This window comes from Mucilaginibacter sp. OK268, from assembly GCF_900103125.1.
In the GTDB taxonomy this organism is placed as follows: Bacteria; Bacteroidota; Bacteroidia; order Sphingobacteriales; family Sphingobacteriaceae; genus Mucilaginibacter.
This window is the reverse complement of record NZ_FNJV01000004.1, coordinates 250,153-276,009: the sequence shown is the minus strand read 5'-3', so window position 1 is coordinate 276,009 and position 25,857 is coordinate 250,153. Positions and strand designations below refer to the sequence as shown.

The 25,857-nt window shown below is 42.8% G+C and carries 18 protein-coding genes; 5 read left to right on the top strand and 13 right to left on the bottom strand.

Going from position 1 to position 25,857, the window contains the following annotated elements; all coding sequences use genetic code 11:
* Positions 1-106: 106 nt before the first annotated feature.
* Together lptB and recJ are read right to left on the bottom strand one after the other, a co-directional pair.
* A complete protein-coding gene (lptB, locus tag BLR84_RS15830) occupies positions 107-847 on the bottom strand; it encodes an LPS export ABC transporter ATP-binding protein (RefSeq protein ID WP_090469995.1) in 741 nt (246 codons plus the stop codon).
* Between the two features lie 122 nt (positions 848-969).
* The gene (gene recJ, locus BLR84_RS15825; protein WP_090469993.1) at positions 970-2,670 is read right to left on the bottom strand and encodes a single-stranded-DNA-specific exonuclease RecJ; all 1,701 of its coding nucleotides are present in this window, start codon (positions 2,668-2,670) and stop codon (positions 970-972) included.
* A 131-nt stretch (positions 2,671-2,801) separates the two neighbouring features.
* Here recJ and BLR84_RS15820 point away from each other — a divergent pair, with 131 nt between their 5' ends.
* A complete protein-coding gene (locus tag BLR84_RS15820) occupies positions 2,802-3,569 on the top strand; it encodes an MBL fold metallo-hydrolase (RefSeq protein ID WP_090469990.1) in 768 nt (255 codons plus the stop codon).
* Here the strand turns inward: BLR84_RS15820 and BLR84_RS15815 are convergent.
* From BLR84_RS15815 to BLR84_RS15805, 3 genes are all read right to left on the bottom strand, one after another.
* Positions 3,566-3,985, bottom strand: a complete 420-nt coding sequence (locus BLR84_RS15815) for a response regulator (protein ID WP_076371791.1) — start codon at positions 3,983-3,985, stop codon at positions 3,566-3,568. The two genes, BLR84_RS15820 and BLR84_RS15815, sit on opposite strands and share 4 nt — an antisense overlap.
* Positions 3,986-4,562: 577 nt before the next feature.
* On the bottom strand, positions 4,563-7,454 hold the full coding sequence (gcvP, locus tag BLR84_RS15810; protein WP_090469987.1) for an aminomethyl-transferring glycine dehydrogenase: 2,892 nt from the start codon (positions 7,452-7,454) through the stop codon (positions 4,563-4,565).
* A gap of 338 nt (positions 7,455-7,792) precedes the next feature.
* Positions 7,793-8,524 carry a pyridoxine 5'-phosphate synthase gene (locus BLR84_RS15805; RefSeq protein ID WP_090469983.1) on the bottom strand — a complete coding sequence of 244 codons (732 nt, stop codon included), beginning with the start codon at positions 8,522-8,524 and terminating at the stop codon, positions 7,793-7,795.
* 70 nt (positions 8,525-8,594) lie between these two features.
* Between BLR84_RS15805 and BLR84_RS15800 the strand changes: the two genes are divergently transcribed.
* The 3 genes from BLR84_RS15800 to BLR84_RS15790 all read left to right on the top strand — a co-directional run bounded on the left by BLR84_RS15800 (position 8,595) and on the right by BLR84_RS15790 (position 12,217).
* Positions 8,595-9,107, top strand: coding sequence for a hypothetical protein (locus BLR84_RS15800; protein WP_090469980.1), 513 nt, complete (start codon positions 8,595-8,597; stop codon positions 9,105-9,107).
* Positions 9,088-10,086, top strand: a complete 999-nt coding sequence (locus BLR84_RS15795) for a polysaccharide deacetylase family protein (protein WP_090469976.1) — start codon at positions 9,088-9,090, stop codon at positions 10,084-10,086. The genes BLR84_RS15800 and BLR84_RS15795 overlap by 20 nt, the downstream gene beginning before the upstream one ends.
* A gap of 406 nt (positions 10,087-10,492) precedes the next feature.
* Positions 10,493-12,217 (top strand): amidohydrolase family protein, encoded by a 1,725-nt coding sequence (locus tag BLR84_RS15790; RefSeq protein WP_090469972.1) that lies wholly within the window; start codon positions 10,493-10,495, stop codon positions 12,215-12,217.
* Positions 12,218-12,228: 11 nt separating this feature from the next.
* On the opposite strand, the gene BLR84_RS15785 is transcribed toward BLR84_RS15790, so the two are convergent.
* The 4 genes from BLR84_RS15785 to BLR84_RS30495 form a co-directional block, all read right to left on the bottom strand.
* Positions 12,229-13,224, bottom strand: coding sequence for a serine hydrolase domain-containing protein (locus BLR84_RS15785; protein WP_090469969.1), 996 nt, complete (start codon positions 13,222-13,224; stop codon positions 12,229-12,231).
* Positions 13,225-13,387: 163 nt separating this feature from the next.
* Positions 13,388-14,704, bottom strand: a complete 1,317-nt coding sequence (ahcY, locus tag BLR84_RS15780) for an adenosylhomocysteinase (RefSeq protein WP_090469967.1) — start codon at positions 14,702-14,704, stop codon at positions 13,388-13,390.
* Between the two features lie 172 nt (positions 14,705-14,876).
* The gene (locus BLR84_RS15775; protein ID WP_090469964.1) at positions 14,877-15,257 is read right to left on the bottom strand and encodes a bactofilin family protein; all 381 of its coding nucleotides are present in this window, start codon (positions 15,255-15,257) and stop codon (positions 14,877-14,879) included.
* 106 nt (positions 15,258-15,363) lie between these two features.
* A complete protein-coding gene (locus tag BLR84_RS30495) occupies positions 15,364-16,227 on the bottom strand; it encodes a M23 family metallopeptidase (RefSeq protein ID WP_176852084.1) in 864 nt (287 codons plus the stop codon).
* 212 nt (positions 16,228-16,439) lie between these two features.
* On the opposite strand from BLR84_RS30495, the gene BLR84_RS15765 reads away from it, so the two are divergent.
* Positions 16,440-16,850, top strand: a complete 411-nt coding sequence (locus tag BLR84_RS15765; RefSeq protein WP_090470374.1) for a BrxA/BrxB family bacilliredoxin — start codon at positions 16,440-16,442, stop codon at positions 16,848-16,850.
* Between the two features lie 58 nt (positions 16,851-16,908).
* Here the strand turns inward: BLR84_RS15765 and BLR84_RS15760 are convergent, their stop codons facing one another.
* The 4 genes from BLR84_RS15760 to BLR84_RS15745 all read right to left on the bottom strand — a co-directional run bounded on the left by BLR84_RS15760 (position 16,909) and on the right by BLR84_RS15745 (position 25,796).
* Complete coding sequence (locus BLR84_RS15760) at positions 16,909-18,438, bottom strand: alpha/beta hydrolase-fold protein (RefSeq protein ID WP_176852083.1); 1,530 nt, start codon at positions 18,436-18,438, stop codon at positions 16,909-16,911.
* A gap of 11 nt (positions 18,439-18,449) precedes the next feature.
* A complete protein-coding gene (locus tag BLR84_RS15755) occupies positions 18,450-20,831 on the bottom strand; it encodes an ABC transporter permease (RefSeq protein WP_090469955.1) in 2,382 nt (793 codons plus the stop codon).
* Positions 20,832-20,944: 113 nt separating this feature from the next.
* The gene (locus BLR84_RS15750) at positions 20,945-23,305 is read right to left on the bottom strand and encodes an ABC transporter permease (protein ID WP_090470372.1); all 2,361 of its coding nucleotides are present in this window, start codon (positions 23,303-23,305) and stop codon (positions 20,945-20,947) included.
* Between the two features lie 115 nt (positions 23,306-23,420).
* Positions 23,421-25,796 carry an ABC transporter permease gene (locus BLR84_RS15745; RefSeq protein WP_090469952.1) on the bottom strand — a complete coding sequence of 792 codons (2,376 nt, stop codon included), beginning with the start codon at positions 25,794-25,796 and terminating at the stop codon, positions 23,421-23,423.
* Between the last annotated feature and the right edge of the window lie 61 nt (positions 25,797-25,857).

Genomic DNA, 25,857 nt, shown 5'->3' with positions numbered 1-25,857 from the left:
GAGGCTAGAGTCAAGAATCAAGATATGAAAAATTTCAGTTAAACATAAAAACCTTTCAACTTATTATTATTATTATTATTTTCTTGATTCTTGGCTCTTGCCTCTTTTACTGCGGAAATACTTTTCTTTTCAAAACAAAATTCGATCCCAGGTATACTTTACGCACCATTTCATTTTCAGCCAGCACCTCCGGAACACCCGATTCCAGTATTTTACCTTCAAAAAGCAGGTAAGCACGGTCTGTAATGGACAATGTTTCCTGTACGTTGTGATCCGTTATCAGGATACCGATGTTACGGTGCCTTAACTTAGCCACCATAGCCTGGATCTCCTCTACCGCTATCGGGTCCACCCCGGCAAAGGGCTCATCCAGTAAAATAAAGTTGGGCTCGGCAGCCAGGGCACGGGCAATTTCGGTACGACGGCGTTCGCCACCCGATAACAGGTCGCCCCGGTTCTTACGAACCTTGTGCAAACTAAATTCGTCAATGAGCTCTTCCAGTTTTTCGCGTTGCCTTTCTTTGGTCATCTTGCCCATTTCCAGCACTGCTTTAATATTATCTTCTACAGAGAGCTTGCGGAATACCGATGCTTCCTGGGCCAGGTAACCGATACCCTTTTGCGCCCGGCGATACATCGGGTCTTGGGTAATGTTTTGATCATCCAGGTGAATAACGCCTTCATTAGGTTTTATCAACCCAACGATCATATAAAACGAAGTAGTTTTACCGGCACCGTTCGGCCCAAGCAAACCTACTATCTCGCCTTGCGATACCTCAAACGATACATCGTTAACAACCGTACGCTGTTTATATTTTTTTACTAAATTATCTGCTCTTAATATCATGTTGCAAATTCAATTACCCCCTCTAAACGGCGAAGCCCTCATGTAATAATCTCCCCCGAAGGAGGAGACTTTTGATTTTCTTATTTTTTAAAGCCCTCCCTTCCGGGGAGGGTTGGGTGGGGTTATATCCTTATTCCTTTTATATTCAACTGTATAGTGCGCCTTTCGCGCCATACGTTTTCTTCAATGCTGTAGCAGATGTCAAACGGTACACCTGGCTTTAGCTGCTGCAGGTATTCGCCATGGTTAAAGGCGATACAATCAAACGCTGCCGAGCCTTCCTGCATTACCGACATTTTAATATGGGCAGCACCCACCAAAGCGGCATTGCCACTAACATACACATTTTTACTGATGAAAACCGGTGACATATTCTCGGGCCCGAACGGTGCAAACTGGTTCAGGATCCGGAAAAATTTTGGTTCTATCTGGCTTAAACGTAATTCGGCGTCAATTTGTATCTGCTGTATCAATTGTTCAGGCGAGATGGTCGCGCTTACCACTTCTTCAAAGCGCGCTTTAAAGGCTTCCACGTTTTCGGGCTCCATGGTTAAGCCGGCAGCATACTTGTGGCCACCAAACTGAATGAGCAAGTCTTTACACTCGCACAAAGCCTCATAAAGATCATATCCTAATACCGAGCGGGCCGACCCTGCCACATGCCCGTTGGAGCGGGTGAGTACAATGGTTGGCCGGTAATATTTTTCGGTAAGGCGCGATGCCACAATACCAATAACCCCTTTATGCCAATGCTCATTAAAAACCACTGTTGACTTACGACCGATCAACTCCTCGTCATTATCGATCATATTTAAAGCCTCACCCGTAATATCCAGATCGTGCCCCTTTCGTTCGGCGTTATGAGTGTTGATCATCATGCCTTTTTCGCGGGCCAGTTTTTCGTCGCAGGCAATCAATAGTTCAACCGCGTGTTTGGCATCATCTATCCTGCCGGCAGCATTGATACGGGGACCTAACAAAAACACAACATCCGATATGCTAAGGTTGTTACCCGTTCTACCGGCAATTTCCACCAGGATTTTAACCCCCATACAAGGATCGGTATTGATCTTTTGCAAACCGAAATGAGCCAGCGTACGGTTTTCGCCGGTAATGTGTACAATATCACAAGATATGCTGATGGCCGCCAGGTCTAGATAACGGGCAACTTCCTCAAAAGGAATATCGTGTGTTTCGGCATAAGCCTGTATCAGCTTAAAGCCGATACCGCAACCCGAGAGTTCTTTATAGGGATATTCGCAATCATGCCGTTTAGGATCAAGTATCGCTATGGCTGCTGGCAGTTCGGCACCCGGAAGGTGGTGGTCGCAAATAATAAAATCAACCCCACGGGTATTGGCATAATCAATTTTATCAACCGATTTAATACCGCAGTCCAACGCTATGATGAGGGTAAAACCATTATCAGCAGCATAATCGATACCCTGGGTTGATATCCCATAACCTTCTTTATAACGATCGGGGATATAATATTCCAGGTTTTCGTACCGCTCCTTAAAAAAGCTGTATACGGTAGCAACAGCAGTGGTGCCATCCACATCATAATCACCAAAGATCAGTATCTTTTCACCTGCGGCTATGGCATTGTTAATCCGTTCAATAGCCTTTTCCATATCCTTCATCAGGAAAGGGTCATGCAGGTGCAAAATATCGGGCCTGAAAAAGTAACGCGCCTCATCAAATGTACCTATCCCCCTGTTAACCAGCAGAGTACTTAAAACGGCATCAATATTCAGGTCGTCAGCTAATTTTTTGACTACTTCATGATCAGCATTATCCCTTACCGTCCAGCGTTTATTCATACATTTGCAAATAAAAACAGTAAAGATAACTATAGTTAGTATCAAGTAGCTAGTATCAAGTATCAAGATTTTTGAATACTTGCAAAGTTTTTTGTCGTGATACTTGATACTAACGACTTGATACTAAAAAAATGGAAATTTTCGCGTTAGGTGAGGGCTCTTATTCGGTTGATGCAAGTAAGAAATTTATTCCTTTTGATCCACAAACCGATAATCCGAAAGATCGCCCCGCGTCTTTATTTATCCACGTTAACCCTTTCCTGATCAAAACAGATCATGACCTGATCGTGCTGGATACCGGGCTTGGTTTTAAAGATACACGGGACGAATTATTGCTGCACCAAAACATCCGCAACGCCGGTTTTGATCCGGAGGATGTTACCCTGGTACTGATGTCGCACCTGCACTATGATCACTCTGGCGGTTTGGTTGTGGAACGGAACGGAAAACTGGAGCCCAGCTTTCCGCAGGCACAACATGTAATACAACGCCAGGAATGGGAAACCGGTTTGGCAGGTAAATCCTCATCATATCATAAAGAAATATTTGAAGCGCTCCAGGGAGTCAATATTACTTTTGTGGAAGGTAGCGGAGAATTGCAGCCGGGTATCAGGTATGAACATTCGGGAGGGCATTGCCCTTATCACCAGGTATTCTGGATAGAACTGGAAGGTAAAAAAGTATTTTTTGGAGGCGATGAACTGCCCGAACCCGAGCAGCTGATCAGAAAGTTTATTGCCAAATATGATATGGATGGCCGTAAGGCGATGCAGTTACGCGAAGAGTATGGAAAAAAGGCAGCAGGGGAAGGTTGGATCTGCCTGTTTTATCATGCTAAATCTTTTGCTATCGGTAATGTAACGCGTAATGACGAACATTTTAAAGTTGAGCCCGCTTAGTTGTGGGCGCCTACTTCAAAAAGTTCTTTTATTTTTTCGACGTTAAGGGGCTTTGATATAAAGTCTTTTACCAGCGGATATGATTTGGCTTTGTTTATATCATTACTGAACACCGATGATGAAATGATATAGATTTTGCTTTTGCCCTGCGGATCGATATTCAGGCGCTTAAACTCATCTAAAAATTCCCAGCCATTCATAATAGGCATATTAATGTCCAGCAAAATATAATCGGGCATTTTTGCAGGATCTTTCCGTTGTATATCGGATAATTGTTCAATGGCGAATTTTCCGTTTAAACACGCCATGATCTCCGTATTAAGCAACGCTTTTTTTATTAATTTAATGGAGATGAAATTATTGATCTCATCATCATCAATTAACAATACACTCACAGGTTTATCATTAATGGTCATAAGGCATTTAAAATAGATGTGCTTTGTTATAGATATACTTATACGCTACGTGAAATTAAAAAGTTATATTCCTATAAGTTGTTAAGCCTGGTATTGTTTTAACCGGGTGTATTAATAACCACAAAGTGGGGTGTTTATTTTATGTCGACCAACTTTTTCCAGTAAAAACATCAGGCAAAAGTGTATCGAATTTTTTCAATAGCGTTTCAGTAAATTTCTTCTCGAATAATAAAAATAGTGCTAAAAAAGCTAAAAATCAAATATTTAAAATATCAAATCCAAATTTTAACTATCCAATAAAAAGCTATTGGTGTATTGAAAGTTTAATATACACGTAAACAATGCTCCAAAAAGAATCAGTGAATAAAATGACCAGCCGCCAACTAAATGACTAAAAAGAAGAGATGAAGAAGGATGTGCAGATATGCTTAAAGATGTGCGGATGTGCAAATGGAGTCTCATCCAGTAATTAACTAAATGAGTGGATGATCTTTGTAACCATCCACTCATTTAAAACTTGCTTATTTTATTTTTCATTTGCACATCCGCACATCTGCACATCCGCACATTTGCACATCTATTCTATCACGCTTTCTTCAAAAGCATAATCTTCCAGCGGCGGGCATGAGCAAATCAATGTCCGGTCGCCATGTGTATCATTAACCCTGCCCACAGATGGCCAGAATTTGTAAGCGGCCACATAAGGAAGCGGGAATGCCGCTTTTTGACGGGTATAGCTATGCTCCCATTCGTTGCCGGTAATTACAGCAGCAGTATGCGGGGCATTTTTTAAAGGATTGTCTGTTTTATCTGATACGCCTTCTGCCACCTCAGCAATTTCGTGGCGGATAGCGATCATGGCGTCACAGAAACGGTCAAGCTCATGCTTTGGTTCCGATTCGGTTGGCTCAACCATAACGGTACCAGCAACCGGGAACGATACTGTTGGCGCGTGGAAACCATAATCCATCAAACGTTTGGCGATATCAGTTACTTCAATACCAAACGATTTAAATGAGCGGCAATCCAGTATCATCTCGTGTGCGCAACGACCATTGGCGCCGGTGTATAATACCGGGAAGTGATCCTGCAGGCGTGCTTTGATATAGTTGGCGTTCAAAATAGCATAACGTGTGGCATTGGTTAAACCATCGCCGCCCATCATCGCGATATAAGCGTGTGATATGATCAGGATAGAAGCTGAACCCCAAGGAGCTGCTGATACCGCGTGGATAGATTTACCCCTGTCGATATCAACCACCGCATGACCCGGCAAATAAGGAACCAGGTGTTTAGCTACACCGATAGGACCCATACCCGGGCCACCACCACCGTGTGGGATACAGAAGGTTTTGTGCAGGTTGAGGTGGCAAACATCGGCACCGATATTGGCCGGACTTGTCAGGCCTACCTGTGCGTTCATGTTGGCGCCATCCATATAAACCTGGCCACCGTTCTGGTGTATAATATCACAGATCTCGATGATCGATTCTTCAAATACCCCGTGGGTAGATGGGTAAGTAACCATTAAGCAGGAAAGTTCATCTTTATATTGCTCAGCACGGGCTTTCATATCAGCCACATCAATGTTACCGTTATCATCGCATTTTACTACCACGATCTTCATACCGGCCATAGCTGCTGAAGCAGGGTTGGTACCGTGTGCCGATGATGGGATCAAAGCGATGTTACGGTGATGATCGCCACGGTCATGATGATAAGCGCGGATAACCATTAAACCGGCGTATTCGCCCTGTGCACCAGCGTTTGGCTGTAAGCTCATGGCCGCGAAACCGGTGATCTCGCTCAGCCAGTTGTTGATCTCGTCAAACAGCTGCATATAACCGCCTACCTGGTCGGCAGGAGCAAATGGATGGATCTTGCTAAACTCGGCCCAGGTAACCGGCACCATTTCGGTAGTAGCGTTCAGTTTCATGGTACATGAACCCAAAGCGATCATGGAATGGCAAAGCGAAAGATCTTTGGTTTCCAATGATTTGATATAACGCAGCATTTCATGCTCTGAATGGTGCGTATTGAATATGGCGTGCGTTAAATAAGCCGACTGACGTTGCAGATCGGCCGGGATAACCGTTTGCAGATTAGCTTTCAGCTCGTCGATATTGACATCGGTAAGCGATTTGCCTTTTACTTTGGCAAAAAACCTAACCAGCGTTTTAACATCTTCCACAGAAGTAGTTTCATCAAGCGAAATGGTAACCACCGAACCGTTATAGCTCAGGTTCATTTCGTTGTTTAAAGCCTCTGAATGGATAGGACCGGCTAAGTGGGCAACATCAAACTTTAAGGTATCAAAGTATGATTCGTTCAGTTGCTCGTAACCTAATTCGCCAAGGGCTTTGGCCAATAAAACAGTAAGACCGTGGATACGCTCGGCAATTAATTTAACCCCTTGCGGACCATGATATACCGCATACATACCAGCCATAATAGCCAGTAAAGCCTGCGCGGTACAAATATTTGAAGTTGCTTTATCGCGGCGGATGTGCTGCTCGCGGGTTTGCAGGGCCATACGCAGAGCGTAGTTACCAGCACTATCGATCGTTACACCGATGATACGACCCGGGATAGAGCGTTTGTATTCTTCTTTAGTAGCAAAAAACGCGGCATGCGGACCACCAAAGCCCATAGGTACGCCAAAACGTTGTGAAGAACCTACCACAATATCGGCGCCCCATTCGCCCGGAGGCGTTAACAGCACCAGGCTCATGATATCGGCAACAACGGTTAGTTTAATGCCTTTTTCATGTCCTTTAGCGGCAAAGTCGGCATAGTTATAAACCGCACCGTTACCTGCCGGGTACTGTACAATAGCGCCGAACATATTCTCGGTTAACTCTACTGTACGGTGGTCACCTATTTGCAGTTCAATACCATAAGGTTCTGAACGGGTTTTTAAAATATCAATAGTTTGAGGGAACAACTCCTCAGATACGAAGAAAATATTGGCGTTACTGTTTTTACGCAGACTGTACTGCATAAACATCGCTTCGGCAGCCGCAGTACCTTCGTCCAATAACGAAGCATTGGCAATTTCCATCCCAGTAAGGTCGATGACCATGGTCTGGAAGTTAAGCAATGCCTGTAAACGACCTTGCGCGATCTCGGCCTGATAAGGGGTGTACTGCGTGTACCAACCCGGGTTTTCCAGGATGTTGCGTTGAATTACTCCCGGCACAATAACATCGTAATAACCTTTACCGATGTATGATTTGAAAACTTTGTTCTTTGAAGCGGTTTGCTTTAAAGTGTTCAGGTAATCAAATTCGCTTTTGGCGGGCGGTAAGTTAAGCGGAGCTTTCAACCTGATCCTGTCAGGCACGGTTTGCGATATTAATTCATCCAGTGAATTTACACCGACAGTTTTTAACATTTTTGCCGTATCGGCCTCATTTGGAGCAATATGTCTCGACTGAAACTTCTCCTGGTAGTCTGCGTTCAACATCATGAATCAAGTGTCCCTCTAAATTTAGCGCAAAGGTACAGTTTTACAACATGAGTAACAATTCTCTAATATATTATTGACAAAGGATTTACAGGGGAGGTGGAATTTCGGAATTCGGATGTTCGATTTCGGAATTAGCCTCAGGGGCAGGAAGCTTTTAATATTGTCAAAAAAGTGGGGTGTCACCCTGAGCACCGTCGAAGGGTCGAGTGTAGAGGCCTGCCCACCATGCTTCGACGGTGCTCAGCATGACACCCTTTGGAAAGAACAAAAAATAAATCCGAACGGCGTAGCCCTCTTGAACACCTTTAAAAAACAAACAAAAGTGAAAAAATCAAAAATTACTCAATCTCCACTGGCACCAACTGCCGCAGGTATTGCTGAATGGTGTTTTCCAGACCGTAATAAAGCGCGTCGCTGATGAGCGCGTGGCCTATGCTTACTTCCTGCAATCCGGGAACCAGCTCGGCAAAATATTTCAGGTTGTTCAAATCAAGATCGTGCCCGGCATTGATACCCAGGCCTGCGGCCTGCGCGACTTCGGCGGCTTCTATATATGGCGCAATGGCCAGTTCCCGGCCCTGGTGATAATGCGTAGCATAGCCTTCCGTGTATAGCTCAATACGGTCGGTACCGGTTTTGGCGGCACCCTCCACCATTTTAGCAATCGGGTCAACAAATATCGATACGCGGATCCCGGCTTCTTTAAAAACCGCTATCATATCTTTCAAATAATGATAATTCGTTATCGTGTCCCAGCCATGGTTGGAGGTGATCTGCCCCAATACATCGGGCACCAGGGTCACCTGCTCAGGCTTATTGGCCAGCACCAGGTCAATAAACTTTTGTTCCTGGCAATTGCCTTCGATATTAAACTCGGTGGTCACTATCTTTTTCAGTTCAAAAACATCATTATAGCGGATGTGTCTTTCGTCGGGCCGGGGGTGTACGGTGATGCCCTGGGCGCCAAAGCGCTCGCAATCTTTGGCAACTTGTATCAGGTCGGGATTGTTACCACCGCGCGAATTGCGCAGTGTAGCTATTTTATTGATATTGACAGATAAGCGGGTCATGGTTCAAAGTTAATACATCCTTTATACAATAATAAACCTAATCTTATTTACTAAGTTTTATATTTAAGTTATGAAACTTAAAACCATTATCACAGACGTTGTTAAATTATTTGTCATTTATATAGTTACGTGGTTACTGATGTGTTTATTGTCCGGCTCATGGGATAGTAAAGGCTCCCTTGAACTTAATTTCCCTGATACTTATTTCGTTATTAAAAGATCGACTATTACTATTCCGGCATTTTTACTGCTTACCACCGTAACCTATTTGATTGCCGAGTTTTTTTATCGCTATAAACGAAGGCTGCAAAACCTGATATTGATAATAGCCAATTTTTTATTCCTTATTACATTATACCCTTTCTCAACCTTACTTAACCTGGTACCCAAACCCGGTTGGACAATTTACCCGCCACTATCGGCATTGCCCAAATCCACTCCAGATCAGGAAATGAACACATTTTACTTTATTAAGCAAATGACCCCGGTATTGGTCATTATTTTTATGCTGATATTGGTAATAACCGCTATACTTACAGGCAAAAACTGGAATTTGAATAAGCATGAACAAACCCCTTCTTAAATACCTGCTCCTTATATTGATCTTAGGCAGTCTACAATATAAGGTTGCCGCGCAAGCCAATTACCGTAAAATAGAAAATTACAAACCATTTTATGGCTGGGCGCACCATGCCCCGCAGGATTGGATGATACTGCGCCAGTTTGAGAACGAAGGCAAAACCTACTACCTGCTGGTAAATCCGCAAACCCTGGTGACCAAGATTGATGAGCCCGGCTTTTACCAGGTGAAACCCATGAGCATCACCGAAGCCCGCGATTTTTTCAAAAACACACCTTACCAAAAAGCACTTCGCAGGTCCGAAAAGCAATCGGTAGCCCTGCAGGATGCAGGTATTGAGAGCGGCATCCCCAAAGAAACAGGCATCAGCTTAACGGCCGATCTTTGTCCCTCGCACCGCCCGCTCGACAGGCGCATATTTACCGACATTTTTACGGAGTTCCAGAAAGTGGAACGCCCGGCACCCATCGCCCTTTCGGTTACCGGCGTTTGGATGCGCCAACATCCGCAGGACCTGGAATGGCTCAAACAAATGCAGGCCAAACATGAGATCTACATTACCTGGATCAACCACTCTTTTAATCACCGGGTAAGCGCGAAAGCACCGCTCAAAGAAAACTTTTTGCTGGAGCCGGGTACCGATATGAATTACGAAATCCTGGAAACCGAAAAGGCCATGCTCAAAAACGGTCTGCTGCCATCGGTATTTTTTAGGTTTCCGGGTTTGGTGTCGGACCAGCAACTGGTATATAAACTAACCGACTATGGCCTGATCCCCATTGGCACGGATGCCTGGCTGGCCAAAGGTCAACAACCACAGGCCGGCAGCATTGTGCTGATCCATGGCAATGGCAACGAACCCACCGGCGTAAACGATTTTATCAAATTATTAAAATCAGAAGCAGGCTCCATCGCCAAAAAACAATGGCTGCTATATGACCTGCGGGAAAGCGTGGAGGAGGAGTTCGAGGGGAGCAATTGACATTTCCCGGTCTTAGGTATTACGCCCAATATTCCGTATATTTGTATATACAGCAGCCCGGTTTTCCTGATCAAAAAGGAAAACCGGGCTGTTTGCTTAAGGGTAAAAAGAGCCCAAAATCGACCATTTTTAACATAGTTATTTGACTATCAACAGATTAATACTTTTTAAACCTTTCAAAACATGCAAAAAATTTGTTAAAAAGTGTTAAAATAGCGTTAAAACTTTGTTAAAATGGGCAATAATCAAGCGTTTTCATCCTGTTTTGACTAAAAAAGTGTTAAAATTTAAGGTTTAAAAAGTTTTTCGGCTGCCTCCCGCTCTGGAAATTCCGCTACCCATTACTACATCTGTTTTATAAATATTAAATTAGCATTTGCCATCTAGCTTATCTTAATAAAAACCTATGAAAACAAAATTCGGCCTGTTCTTTATCGCGGTCATGTATACCCTGCCCGGGCTCTGTCAAACCTATATTAAAAATGTAACCCTGGTTGATGTTACTCAAAATAAACTATTACCCGGGCGAACGGTAGCCATCGCGGGTGATATCATTTCGGGGATCTATCCGGCAACCGTAAAGATCCCGGGAAACGCCACGGTGATCAATGGTGAGGGAAAATTCCTGATGCCTGGACTTACCGACTCCCATGTGCATTTTTTCCAAAGTGGTGGTCTGTATGCCCGACCCGATGCTATCGCCCTGCAAAAATATATGCCCTACGAAAAAGAAACAGCCTGGACCCATCAGCATATGGAAGATTTTCTGCGCTGCTATACCCGTGCGGGCATCACCACGGTTATTGATCCCGGCGCAAACTTTAACTACCTAGCCCAGCGCGATAGTTTCGCCAATAAAAGTTACGCACCGGCTGTCTACATGGCGGGGCCATTATTAACCACCTATGAACCGGAAGTTTATAAAAACCTGGGAAACGACGAACCATTTAACCTATTTAGCAATACCGCCGAGGCAACCGATCTGTTAGCAAAGCAATTACCGCATCGCCCGGATTTTATCAAGATCTGGTACATCGTGCTCGGGAAAAATAAAGAGGAAGAAGCCAAAAAGTACCAGCCCGCGGTAAAAGCCATTATTGACGAGGCGCATAAAAATCACCTGCGGGTGGCTGTACACGCGACTGAAAGACTAACGGCGCAACTGGCGGTCGAAAGTGGTTGCGACTACCTGGTTCACGAGGTGGAAGACGAAGTAGTATCTGCCGATTTTATCAACTTGCTCAAGAAAAACAAAGTAGTGCTTTGCCCTACACTGATTGTGATGGATGGCTATTTCAATACTTTCTCGCAAAAAAAGAATTTCTCTTATGATGAACTCATACAGGCCAACCCCGAACAGTTGGGTTCCATCAGCGATCTGAAACATTTAGCGGATACTATTTTAACCGGTCGTTATAAATCATTAGGAATAGCCCGGATGCGTGCTGCGGCAACAACTGATTCTATCCGGATGGTAAATCTTAAAAAAATGGCTGATGCCGGGGTAATTATCGCCGCCGGCACCGATGCGGGTAATATCGGTACCCAACATGCCTCTTCGCTTTTTACGGAGTTAAAGGCGATGCAGCAAAGCGGCATGAGCAACTGGCAGGTGATCCAATCGGCCACTATTAACGGGGCCAAAGCTATTGGTAAAGAAAAGGAGTTTGGCAGCATAGAAAAAGGCAAAAAAGCCGACCTGGTATTACTCAACGGCAACCCCGCCGAGCAGTTAGAAAACCTGCAGAAAATAAGCCTGGTGATTAACAAAGGTCATGTCCTTTCGCCGGATACTTTGCTTAAGGAAACCCCGTTGGCCCTGGTGCAGCGCCAGTTAAATGCCTACAACCTCCGGAATATCGACGGGTTCTTAGAACCTTATGCCGATGATGTAGAATTATATACCTTTCCGGATAAGCTTATAGGCAAAGGAAAAGATAATATGCGTAACCTGTATTCGGCATTTTTTGAGCATGTACCAGCCCTGCACTGTGAGATACAGTCACGGATTGTAAAAGGCAATGTTGTTATTGATCATGAGCGTGTAACCGGCACTGGCAAACTACTGGATGCCGTAGCTATTTATCATATCGAAAACAATAAGATAAAGAAGGTATATTTTATACAGTAATCCAGCTCAGGTTAGTTTTGCAGTTGCTTAAACAATTCAGGCAAAAGCCTGCCGGTGATCAATGCTGCTTCTTTAATGGCTGTGGCATCGGCTACGCTGGAGTTGGTCATGATGACGGCTTTTAGAGAAGGGATGATGAACATAAATTGTCCTCCCCAGCCCAGGGCGTAGGTTATTTTTGTCCCCTGGTAGTCGGCGTGGTACCAACACAGGCCGTACAGGGAATTATCCAGTCCCCAGGGTGTTTTGTAGGTGACCTCGGGGTTGATGATGGAAGCTATCCATTTGGCCGAAACGATCTGCCGGTGATGATATACGCCTTTATTTAATACCAGGTTACCCAACTTCAGCATATCAAGGGAGCGCAGGCGGATGCTTAACAGTCCGCAGCCATCGTAGTAGCCGTCTTTCATTTTTTTCCAGTCGAAATGGGTAATGCCCAGCGGATCGAACAGGAATTTTTTGGCGAAAGCCCGGGTATCCATATGTGTGCTTTTGGCAATGATGACAGATAGCAAATGCGTAGCCGCGTTATTGTACCGGAACACTTTCCCGGGTTCTGAAACCAGCGGCGCATTGATCACATAACCCGATGGATCGGGAATGTTTAGTAAGGCGCCCACATTTACGCCTTCGTGATTAAAACCGGAGGCCTGGTTCATGACCTGCCTAATGGTGATATCCTGTTTCCGTTTATCAGTATCTGTTTTCAGTTTCGGGAAAAAATCGGCTACTTTTTCATCTACCGATCTGATATAGCCTTTATCAATAGCAATACCAATGAGCAAAGCAGTAACACTCTTGGTAAGCGACTGGTCATTAAACAGGGTAGTACTATCCTGTCCATTAAAATACTGCTGGTGGATGATCTTATCGTTCTTTGAAATTACCAATGAATAAAGGAGAGGATTGTTTTTGATATAGCTTATAGTATCAATTGGGATCTGGGCAAAGCTGCTGAGATTACCAACAAAACTCAAGATCAGGAGGAGCACGATTCTTTTCATAGATTAAAAATAAGCAGGGATCTCCGCAAGTAACATTCCGTTTTGACCAATGGGATCAGGCTTTTGACGAGTGGTAAAAGTTAAGGTAAACAAAAAAGGCATGATCCGAAAACCATGCCTTTTTTATCTTGACTCTTGAATCTAAATTCTTGATTCTTTAAATTTAGTACCTGTAGTATTCCGGTTTAAACGGACCTTCAACAGTTACACCGATGTATTCAGCCTGATCCTGGTCAAGTACTTCCAGCTCTACACCAATTTTGGCCAGGTGTAAGCGGGCAACTTTTTCGTCCAGGTGTTTTGGCAGGGTGTATACTTTGTTTTCGTATGCAGCACCATTTGTCCAAAGCTCTAACTGGGCTAAAGTTTGGTTGGTGAAGGAGTTACTCATTACAAAGCTTGGGTGACCGGTTGCACAACCCAGGTTCACTAATCTGCCTTCGGCTAGTACAATTACGTCTTTACCGTTAATGGTATATTTATCAACCTGTGGTTTAATTTCAATTTTGGTATTACCGTAAGCCCCGTTTAACCAGGCCATATCAATCTCGTTATCAAAGTGACCGATGTTACAAACAATGGCTTTATCTTTCAAAGCACGGAAATGTTGCTCACGAACGATGTTTTTGTTACCGGTGGCAGTAACCACAATATCAGCCTCAGCAATAGCGGTGCCTAACTTTTTCACTTCAAAACCTTCCATAGCTGCCTGTAACGCGCAGATAGGGTCAATTTCGGTAACAATAACGCGTACACCTGAGTTACGTAAGCTATCGGCAGAACCTTTACCTACGTCGCCATAACCGCAAACAACAGCCACTTTACCAGCCATCATCACATCAGTAGCACGACGGATAGCGTCAACCAATGATTCGCGGCAACCGTATTTATTATCAAATTTTGATTTGGTAACCGAATCGTTCACGTTGATAGCAGGCATTGGCAAAGTACCGGCTTTAACACGCTCATATAAACGGTGAACACCGGTAGTAGTTTCTTCTGACAGACCTTTGATATCGCCGATCAGCTCCGGATATTTATCCAGTACCATATTGGTTAAATCGCCGCCATCATCCAATATCATGTTCAATGGTTTGCGGTCTTCGCCAAAATATAAGGTTTGCTCAATACACCAGTCAAACTCTTCGGCGTTCATCCCTTTCCAGGCATAAACAGAAATACCGGCAGCAGCAATAGCGGCGGCGGCGTGATCCTGGGTGGAGAATATGTTACATGACGACCAGGTAACTTCGGCGCCAAGGGCAATTAAAGTTTCAATTAAAACAGCGGTTTGGATGGTCATGTGCAAGCAGCCTGCAATACGTGCGCCTTTTAAAGGTTGCGACGGGCCGTATTCTTTACGCAGAGCCATCAGGCCTGGCATTTCAGCTTCGGCCAGCTCAATTTCCTTACGGCCCCACTCGGCCAGTGAAAAGTCTTTTACTTTGTATTTAACGAATGCAGTTTCTACTGATGACATAACATTTCAATTTTTATGAGACACAAAAATAAGTCATAAAAACATCAAAATGAAATGAACGGCATAGCGGGCTTAATTAATTGCCCTATGACAATTGGACGCTGTGCGTCTGACGTTTTAAGTTGTACGTTTTTAACTAAGCGTTGAAGATGCCGAAGTAACGTAAAACGTATTATGCTCCCAGAAGCTTTTTATCCGCTGATTGCATGGTGAGCTTACCGTTATAAACACCCCCGGTTTCAACCAATAAAGTTTGTGTGTTTATTTCACCTGTAATTTTGCCTGTAGCTTTTATTTCGAGCGAATCGGTTTGAATATCGCCCTTAACCGTTCCGTAAACAACAATTTCCTTGGTTTGGATATTCCCGGTGATCACTCCTTTTTCGCCCAGTATCAACCCTTCGGCAATGTTTACATCTCCGTTTACCTGCCCATCAATACGGACAAAAGCCGGAGCTTTAAGGTTACCATCTAAAATGCCGCCATCACCAATCAGGGTGGAGATAGCCTGAAGATCAAGCGCAACTTTATCTTTTTTTCCGAAAATAGCCATTAGAGTATTGTATGAATTGGTGAGCAGTGAGTAGTGAATAGAGAGTAGTTAATATTGGCTCGTCTAGTAAAAACCATTCACCACTCTCTATTCACTACTCACCAATTTACTTATTGAGCGTTAAAAAGTTAACCGGGTTGATCGGTCTGCCATTTTTACGTACTTCGTAATGCAGGTGCGCACCGGTAGAGTGGCCGGTGGAGCCCACAAGCCCTATTTCGTCCCCAACACTTACTTCCTGGCCTACTTTTACTTTGATCTTTGACAGGTGACCATATACAGTCTCCAGATTATTGATATGCGCTATGCGGATGCAATTGCCATAACCACCACTCCAGCCTGCAAAAACCACTTTACCACTGGCGGTACATTTTACTTCATCACCTTTGTGGCCCTTAAAATCGATACCTGGATGAAATTCGGCATGGCCGTCTTCAAATGGATCGTTGCGATAACCAAAAAATGAAGTAAAGGAACTTATACGCGGATATCCCATTGGTGTAAACGCGATGGTACCCACCAAACGATTCAGATAATCGTTATACAAGGAATATACTTCTTTATCGCTCAGTTTTTTACCCTCGGCATTATTATCACCGCCAACACCTTTGTTTGAAAAACCTTTTAAGCCCCGGCGTTTTAAATAACTGTTAATAGTTTTTAACTTTCCCTCAATAGCTTGAATATATGATTGTGCGCTGCCTTCTTTAACCTCGGCAGATGCCACAGGAACAGCACCTTTTAATTTTACTATCTGCGCAAGCAACTGTTGTTTCTCCTGTTCCTGCCGGGTATTTTCTGTTCTTAAGTAGATGACCAAACCAACCAACACTACTACAACAGACAGTGTGCTAAACACATAGTGCCGTATTCTGTTCAAATGTTTGGTTTTTATTTGTACCGATCTGGTATGCTGGTGGTTCTTGCTAATAATAACAACCGTACTAATTTCAGAAGGTTTTTTGCTCATCAAATTCATTAATTAGGGGTACGCAATATACTTATTACAATTTATAAATCAACCCTTGTTGTAAATAAAACAATAACTAATAAGCAATTAACGGTTAGGCCTTGGGCAACCTTTCATCGTCAGCAAAGTGTTATTATTGTGTTTTTTACATACAAGCTGCTAATCATTTGTTATTTTTGTTTGAAGTAAATTTTAGTGTAAACAAAAAAATTATGTATCCGGAATATTTAGTTGCCCCAATGCGGGAAGATTTGACAAGAGTTGGCTTTGAGGAGCTTAAGGATGCCGATGCTGTAAAGCATGCTATTGAAAGCGAAGGCACTGTATTTGTAATGGTAAATTCGGTTTGTGGTTGTGCAGCAGCTAATGCACGCCCTGCAGCAAGAATTGCCGCAGCAAATGAAAAACACCCCGATAAACTGGTAACCGTTTTTGCAGGTATGGAAAAAGATGCTGTTGATGCTGCCCGTAACTACATGCTGCCATACCCACCATCATCACCAGCTATGGCTTTATTTAAAGACGGTAAACTGGTACATATCATCGAACGTCATCAAATTGAAGGCCGTCCGGCACAAATGATTGCCGATAACTTAATTGGCGCGTTTGAACAATATTGCTAATTAAGCTCAAGGCTTAAAGCAAAAAGCTGAAAGGATGATCAAACTCCTTTCAGCTTTTTTATTTACGATGGTATTGTACCTCAAAAGGCACCGGAATAAGCTTTTTAATATCGGAGATGCCGGGTGTGAGGTAAAGTAGGTCCAGGTCAGCGTCTTCTTCTTTCTGGAAGTACTCCACCCGGATAGGATAAAAGCCTTTCTTTAATGGCGTTATATATGATCTGGCTCCATCACCACTATGTAATCCATCATAGTCAATTACCAACTGGTTGTTAATATAAAATCTTGAGCCATCATCAGAAACCAGTGCAAAAAAATAATAGCCATCTTCTTTTATTTGCAACCAGCCATCAATAAGCAGGGCAAAGTTATTTTTGGCGGGAAGTTTATTGAGTTTGAAAGCTGTATCGGTAAGCCCCGATTTAAGGGGCTTTAATTTACTGAAATCGGGTAGTTTATCCCATTTACCCTCATAATAAGCATAATGAAAGCCACCCGGTATTGAATTTTTCACCTTCGAAAGGCCAGGCAGATAGGTTCCTTCTTTAAATTCAGCGATGCTGGAAATATCATATTTGCCATTATTCGAAAACCTTTTTGCAATTAGTTTGCCCGGCGCAGATAAAGTAAACTCCTTTTTTATTTTTTCTGATGCCAAAGTAGGTTCCGTTCCATCGGTAGTATATCTTACATTTGATGAATCGCCAAAAAACCACATTTTAATTGGCTTGCTCTTCAGGAGAGTTCCGTTCGTCGGATGAATTGTGGGACTTTGGGTACCATAACCCTTGTAGATAAACTTCAACCCATCATGCGTGAGCTTTAGTCGTACCGAACTATGCGTTTCATCCGGATACATCACAGATTTCCAGGTAAACCCAGCGGGAGCCATTTTTTTAAACACGGCATCCATGGTATCAATCTTCATGCTTCTACCATCCTCACTATCACGACCGCCCATAAAAAGGGTGGTATTTAAACCGGCTAAAGCAGGTAATTTACCGGCGGCCATTTTGGGTAGATAAACCTTATCCCACCAAAGACTAGGATCAACCGCGATATATGATTTAAAAGTCTTTGGTTCATTTAACAGCGCGTACACTACAAATAAGCCACCCAATGAATGCCCCCAAAGTGTATTATTGCCATTGGAGGGGTATGTTTTATTAACATAAGGGATCAATTCATTTTTAAGAAAACCCAGGAAGTTATCTGCCCCGCCCGAAGTTTTCCAATCATCCGCATGCGTTGGTGTAAAGTCTTTGATGCGGTCGATATTTAAAACGCTGACAATGATGGTTGGAGGCATATAGGGTTCCCCCTCTAAAAACTGCTGAAGTTGCAGAATAAGGCCTGTATTCCAGTTGCCGCCATCAAGTACATACAGTACATCATATTTATCGGTACTGCCTGGTTTATAACCGGAGGGAGTAAACACCTGTATCAACCTTTTTTGCTTTAATATGTCTGAGTTTATGGAATCAAGCTTACCATGATAGATTTTCGTGACAACGGTATCTTGCGCTTTAACCAGGCTGCTAATCATCAGTATGAGCAGTATTAAGAAAAGATAGAACTTGTTTTTCATTTTAAGGATCATTACTCAGTTTTTAAACTCTTTACCGGATTGGCCATTGCTGCTTTAATCGATTGAAAACTTACAGCAAATAGAGCGATCAGCAATGCAGTCACACCTGAGTATATAAATAACCACCACGATATTTGAATACGATAGGCAAAATCCTGTAGCCAATTGTTCATGGCCCACCATGCTAATGGCGAAGCAATTATGAACGCCAATAAAACAAGCTTTACAAAATCTTTGGATAGTAAAGTAGTTATACTTATAACAGAGGCTCCTAAAACTTTTCGTATACCGATCTCCTTTTTACGCTGAGCTGCACTAAAAGCCGAAAGCCCTATCAATCCCAGGCAAGATATTAATATGGCCAATGCTGAAAAACAAATGAATAACCGGCCAAAACGTAATTGGGCTGTAAACTGTTTGTTATAAGCTTCATCAGCAAAAAAGTAAACAAATGGTAGACCCGGTGCTATTTGTTTCCATTGTTTTTCAACCAGGTCCACGGTTTGTTGAACATGATCTGAGTTAATATCTAAAGTAAGACAGGTAAAAAAGCCGTTAGCCGGTCTTATAAACAAAGGTTTTATCACCTCTTGTGAAGAATGGACATGAAAATTTTTCACCACACCAACAACTGTACCTTCGCCAGCAAATTGTCTAAATCGCTTACCAATTGCTTCATCCGGGTTTTTATATCCCAGCTTTTTCACCATGGCCTCGTTAATCAGCAAAACTTTGTCTCGCTCGGTATCGTATTGTGGTATAAAACCACGCCCTGCTACGATCTTTATACCATACTGCTTTAAAAAATCATCGTCGGTATAATAAGAATCTGCCGGTATTTCCTGTTGCAGGTTGTGGCTATCATCCAAAAATACGCTATAACTGTTATTAGGTGTACCGGGTATGCTTGATGATAAACAGGCTCCCTTTATTCCGGGAATGTTTAAAAGTTGTTGTTTTACGGCGGCGGCATGCTCATTAATGCGCTTATCGAACTGATAATCAATTACCAGCTTATGCTCTTTTTTAAATCCTAATGTTTGATTTTGCATAAAATCAAGCTGTGTATAAACTACAAGAGTGGCAACAATAAGCACAATTGAAATGGTAAACTGCGCAACGACTAATGATTTGCGAAACAGCAAACTGTTATTCCCTGGCATAAACCGTTTCTTAAGGCTATTTACAGGCTTAAATCCTGATAAAAACAAAGCGGGATAAATGCCCGACAATAAGCCAACCACTATCGCTATGAGCAACAAATAACTAACATAACTTAAATGTTCAAATACATTTGTACTAATGATTGTGCCTGAAAGCCGATTAAACAGAGGTAATAAAAAAGCAGCCAGCAGCAGAGCAATAAAAAAGGCTATTAAGCAAAGAAAAACCGCATCCATAAAAAACTGTAATACCAATTGTTTTTTTGATGCGCCAAGCACTTTACGTACACCAACTTCCCTGGCTCTTTTTAGGGAGAAAGCTGTAGTAAGATTAATAAAATTAAAACAGGCAATAAAAAGCACAAATGCCGCAACGATTGAAAAAACGTATATATTATTGATACTGCCGCTCTCTGAACTACCCGTACGGTGCCCTCTGGGATAACCGTACAGGTATACTTTTTTTAAGGGCTCAATTGATAACTTATATTTTACCTGGCTCTGATCCATATTGGCATTCACAAAGGCGGGTAATTTAGCACTTAGCTGTGCCGCATCAACACCTGGCTGTAAAAGCAAATACGTATAAAAGCCAAAACTCCTCCAATTATGTTCCCAATTTGCATTTACCAGCGATGACATGGAAAAAAGCATATCAACCCGCAGATGCGAATTGTAGGGAATATCTTTCATTATACCCGTTACCGCCGCACTTTGCTGTCCGTTTATTAGCAGTGTTTTACCAATCGGATCTGCATCACCAAAATACTTTTTGGCAGCCGATTCAGAGAGTACCACATTATATGGCGCATTAAATAAATGCCGGGAGTCACCGCGTAATAACGGCCATGTAAAAATGGAAAATACCGAAGCATCAGCATAAGCGACTTCTTCTTTGGTGGCGTTATTGGGATTACTTTGGATGATCATATCATCCATAAATACCCGTGCGACAGCTTTTACTTCGGGGTAAGCTGCGATTATAGCCGGCCCCATTGGCGCCGGTGCGCTTTCATAATTAATCCCCAGAGGAGTTTTAATATCTGTTACCAGACGATAAATATGATCGGCCCGTTCGTTATAGCTATCCCGGCTAAGTTCAAATTGCACATACAACAAGGCAAAAAAACAAACACAAATACCTGTTGCCAAACCTATAATATTAATAATGCTGAATGCTTTGTTAACCAACAGGTACCTTACCGTAGTTTTGAAATAGTTTTTTAACATGTTACTTAAAATCTAAATCCTAATTTTAAAATCCGAAATCGAACATTCGAAACAGCGTAGCCTTCTTGAACACCCTGAAAAAACAAATAATGGTGAAAAATCCGAAATCAAAACTACTCTGTTTTTAAACTCTTTACCGGGTTGGCCATTGCTGCTTTAATAGCCTGGAAACTTACAGTAGCCAGGGTAATTACAATAGCCCCTATACCCGCGCAGGCAAATATCCACCAGGATATGGTGGTGCGGTACTGATAACCCAGCAACCAGCGCTGCATAAAGTAATAGGTTAATGGCGCGGCGATCAATATAGATATCACCACCAGTACCACAAACTCAGTAGAGAGCAGGCGCCACAGGTTGGCAACGGATGCGCCCAGTACTTTGCGTACCCCGATCTCTTTGGTACGCTGTTCGGCAACAAACGATGCCAGGCCGAATAAACCCAGGCACGAAATAAAAATGGCAAGCGTTGCAAATGTAGAAGCCAGACTACCGATACGTTCCTCATCCGAGAACTTTTGGGCATACTCATCGTCATTAAATTTATACTCAAACGGACTCCCTGGATTATACTTTTTAAATATGGGTTCTATTTTATTCAAAGCATCATGTATGGCCATGGTAGGTTTGATGCGCACAGTTATCCAATGCACCCAACTGGGCTTCATCGTAAAAACAGTAGCCACCGTTTTGTTGTAAGGCGATTCCATCACCATATCTTTAACTACTCCTGTAATAACATGATCTTTACCATTCCAGAACATTGTTTTGCCAACGGGATTTTTAATGCCGCTCATTCTCAATGCCGATTCATTGAGTATAAATGCATCGGTATCTGTGGGGAAGTTTCTGGAGAAGTCGCGCCCATTAATTATTTTCCAGCCCACGGTGTGGCCAAAATCATAGGTTACAGCGATGCAACCAAATGTAGGGTCGAAACCGGCTGGCTTTCCTACCCAGTTAAAACCACTATTATTTGACCATATTTGTGTTGTGGTGCTGTTTGATTCGGCCATATCCTCTACAGCGCCGGTTTGTATCAGGTCATGCCGCATGGCCTCATAATGCGCGTAAATTTCAGGAGTGTTCATTTCAATAGTGATCAGTCCAGCACGCGAATAGCCAACAGGTCGGTTTTTAGCATACTGGATCTGCCGTAAAACAATAACGGTACCTATAATTAAAATAATAGATACAGTAAACTGCACCACTACCAACACTTTACGCGGAATTGAGGCTAAACGCCCAACCCTGAAAGTTCCTTTTAAAACTTTTACCGGATTGAAAGCCGATAAATAAAAAGCAGGATAGCTGCCCGAAACCAGGCCGGTAAAAATTGAAAAGCTTAAAGTAAACAACCAAAATAATGGATTACTCCAGGGTAAGGCCACCTCTTTATCAGCTATATGGTTAAAATATGGAATGGATAATAAAGTTAAAACAATAGTTAATATCAATGCCACAAACACAACCAGTAATGATTCACTCAAAAACTGACCGATCAATTGGGTACGAACAGAGCCGACAGCTTTACGGATCCCCACTTCTTTGGCCCGTTTCTCGCTTTTGGCGGTGCTTAAATTCATGAAATTGATACAGGCCAGCAGCAATACAAATAAGCCAATGATACCAAATAACCAAACAAACTGAATGCGCCCGCCAACAGCAATGCCATTCTGAAAATCGCTGTATAAATGCCATTTGCTCATAGGGTGCACCTGCATTGTTTCATCATTGAGTTTAAAGTAGGGCTTTGTAATGTTTCGTATTTTGGCCGATACCGTTTTAAAATCAGCATGCTCATTCATCAACACAAAAAGATGGCAGCCGTGATTATCCCATGCTGTTTTTTGGGTTGCCCACCAGTTTCCCGGGCTATTCCATGGTAACATAAATTTGGCTGCGTAAAAGGTAGTATTGTGGGGCAGGTCCTGGTAAACACCCGTCACCTTCATGTTGGTTTTATTATCAACAAGTACTACTTTGTTGATAGGATCTGCCCCCCCGAACAGCGCCTTAGCAACCGACTGCGCGATTACCATGGATGAAGGATCCTTAAAATTACTATAACTCCCTTTTATCATGTTCAGTGAAAGTATCCCGGGCATATCGGCCTCGGCCCACATGCCATTTTGCGATATCTTTTTATCGCCTACCGCCAGTATATGTGCACTTTCCCAGGTAAGGGCCGTCAGTTTAAAATCCCCTGCATATTTGGTGCGGAGCTCATTGCTCAATGGTACAACGGTTGATGGGAATGTTCCTGTTTCACCATTAGCTGTTTGAGTGACCATCAGCTGACCAACGCGGTCATAATGCTGATGATACTTATCAAATGAGAGTTCGTCCCATATCCAAAGGCCAATAAGCATGGCTATGGTCATGCCCACAGACAAACCAATGATGTTAATGGCAGAGTGTACCTTGTTTTTGATAAGGTTTCTCCATGCAATTTTTAAATAGTTCCTGACCATGATCATTAAAAATCTAAATGCTAAAACTTAAACTCTAAATCCTAACTACTAAACACCGGTACCGGCTTATTGAATTACATTTTGCTTTAGGCTTTTAGCTTTCTGCTCTAAGCTTTTATTCGCTTCGTAAACTCCTTATAGGGTTGATCAACGCTGCCTTAACCGATTGGAAGCTTACAGTAACCAGGGCGATAAAGACGATGATAACTCCCGACAAGGCAAACATCCACCATTGTACCGGTGTGCGATAAGCAAAACCCTGTAGCCATTTGCCCGTGGCATACCACGCAATTGGCGACGCGATAAACAGGGCGATAACCACCAACACCAAAAACTCTGATGATAATAAAGCAAACAATGAACTTACACTGGCCCCCAAAACCTTACGGATGCCTATCTCTTTAACCCGCTGCTCTGCCGTAAACATGGCCAAGCCAAGCAGGCCCAGACATGAAATAAATACAGCGAGGAAAGCAAACCCATTTGATAACTTGCCCACGATCTGCTCATTTTGATATAGCTTCTGATATTCCTGATCCGAAAAATTATAGGTAAAGGGGAATGCCGGGTTCAGCTGGCGACATAGTTTTTCCATACTGGTCAGCGCTTCACGGGTTTTACCGGGCTCAGTTCTTACCAGGATACTTCCATACGTTTCATGCTCCCTTAGTCTTATGATCAGTGGTCGTATTTCATCGTGCATGGAGTTAAAGTGAAAATCTTTTATCAAACCCACAATCTTTCCCCGGTTTCCCCAAAAAGTAAGCGGCTGACCAATTGGGTTTTTATAACCTATCCTTTTCAAGGCGGCCTCGTTCAGTATATATCCAACTGAATCTGTTGGATATTCCTTTGAAAAATCGCGACCGGAAAGCACTTTCAGTTTCATGGTCTTCACAAAATCATACCCTACAGAAGCCTGGGTGAACTGAATATTGACAGTTGTATCTTTCCCCACCCAATTTACTCCACCTGTACTATTTTGGATATTGGTGGGTTCGATACTGATGCGGGTTACCGATTGTATTCCGGGCATTCGTAAAGCCTCGTTTTTAAATAAATTGTATTTAGGCAACAGGTCACCTTCAAGCGGTATGTAGACCATATTTTCGCGGTCGTACCCCAGATTTTTTGATTGGATGTAATTCATCTGGCGCGAAATAACAATGGTTCCTGAGATGAGTATAACCGACAGCACAAACTGGAATACAACCAAGCCTTTGCGAAAAAGCGTTGTGCCAACATCCAGTTTCAATGCGCCCTTCAAAACCTTCACCGGGTTAAATGATGATAAAAATAAAGCCGGATAGCTGCCTGATACCAGCCCGGTTATTAAGGTGATCAATCCCAGTTTAACCCAAAAAGAAACCTGATTAAATGGCAATTCTATTTGTTTTTGTGTTACCTGATTAAATACCGGTAGCAATATAATCAACAAGAATAATGATATGCACACTGAAATAGTGGTGATCAATAACGACTCACTGATAAATTGCTGTATTAAAACCCAGCGCTCCGCCCCAACAACTTTACGTACACCAATTTCTTTAGCCCGCTTAACCGAACGGGCGGTGGTTAGGTTCATAAAATTGATACAGGCTATCAACAAAATAAATATAGCTACGATACTAAAAATACGTACATATTCTATGCGTCCTCCCACAAACTGATCTCCCTCAAACTTACCATGCAGATACCCTTCATCAAAACGCTGGATACCCAGATCAATAATAAAAGTTGATGTTTTGCGAATGGTACCGTTATATAGGTCTAAGAAATGAGCGATCTTTTTTTCAAATATTACAGGGTTGACATTGGGCTTTAACATAATAAACGTGGCAGGTCCCTGGTTACCCCATTCCCTGGCCCAGCCGTTCTCATCCAAAAAAGCATACCAGTTGATGAGGTAATCAAATTTTTGCGACGAGTTTTTAGGCAGATCTTCAAATACAGCGGTTACCGTAAAGTTTTTGCTGTTTTCATAACGGATAGTTTTACCTATTGCCTCCTGCGGGCTTCCAAAAAAACGGTTGGCCATTCTTCGGGAGATAGACAAACTTACTGGTGAGCTTAATGCGGTTTGCGCATTACCCTGTAGCAATTTAAGGCTGAAGACTTTAAAGTAATCAGCGCTCGCCGCTGAACCTTGCTGTTTTATAATTTCGTCTCCAACCTGAAATGTATTCCACTGATCAAAACCAAAACTGGTTGCGTACTCCACCTCCGGCAACACTTTTTTCATTTGATCAGCGGTTGGCCCGGGTGTATTATATGATCCATGCATCTTATGATCAAAGTTCTGATGCTCATATACCGAATATAAACGAGAGGTGTTTTTATGAAAACCATCTACACTCAGTTCATTTTGCACCCATAACAAAATAAGCAGGCTGCATACCAAACCCACAGATAGGCCCGCCACATTAATAAAAGTGTGTGCTTTATTTCTGACGATGTTTCGCCAGGCGATCTTTAAATAGTTTCTGATCATGATATCCGTTTTTAGCTTAAAGCTAAAGGCGCAAAGCCTAAAGCTTTTTATTTATACTATT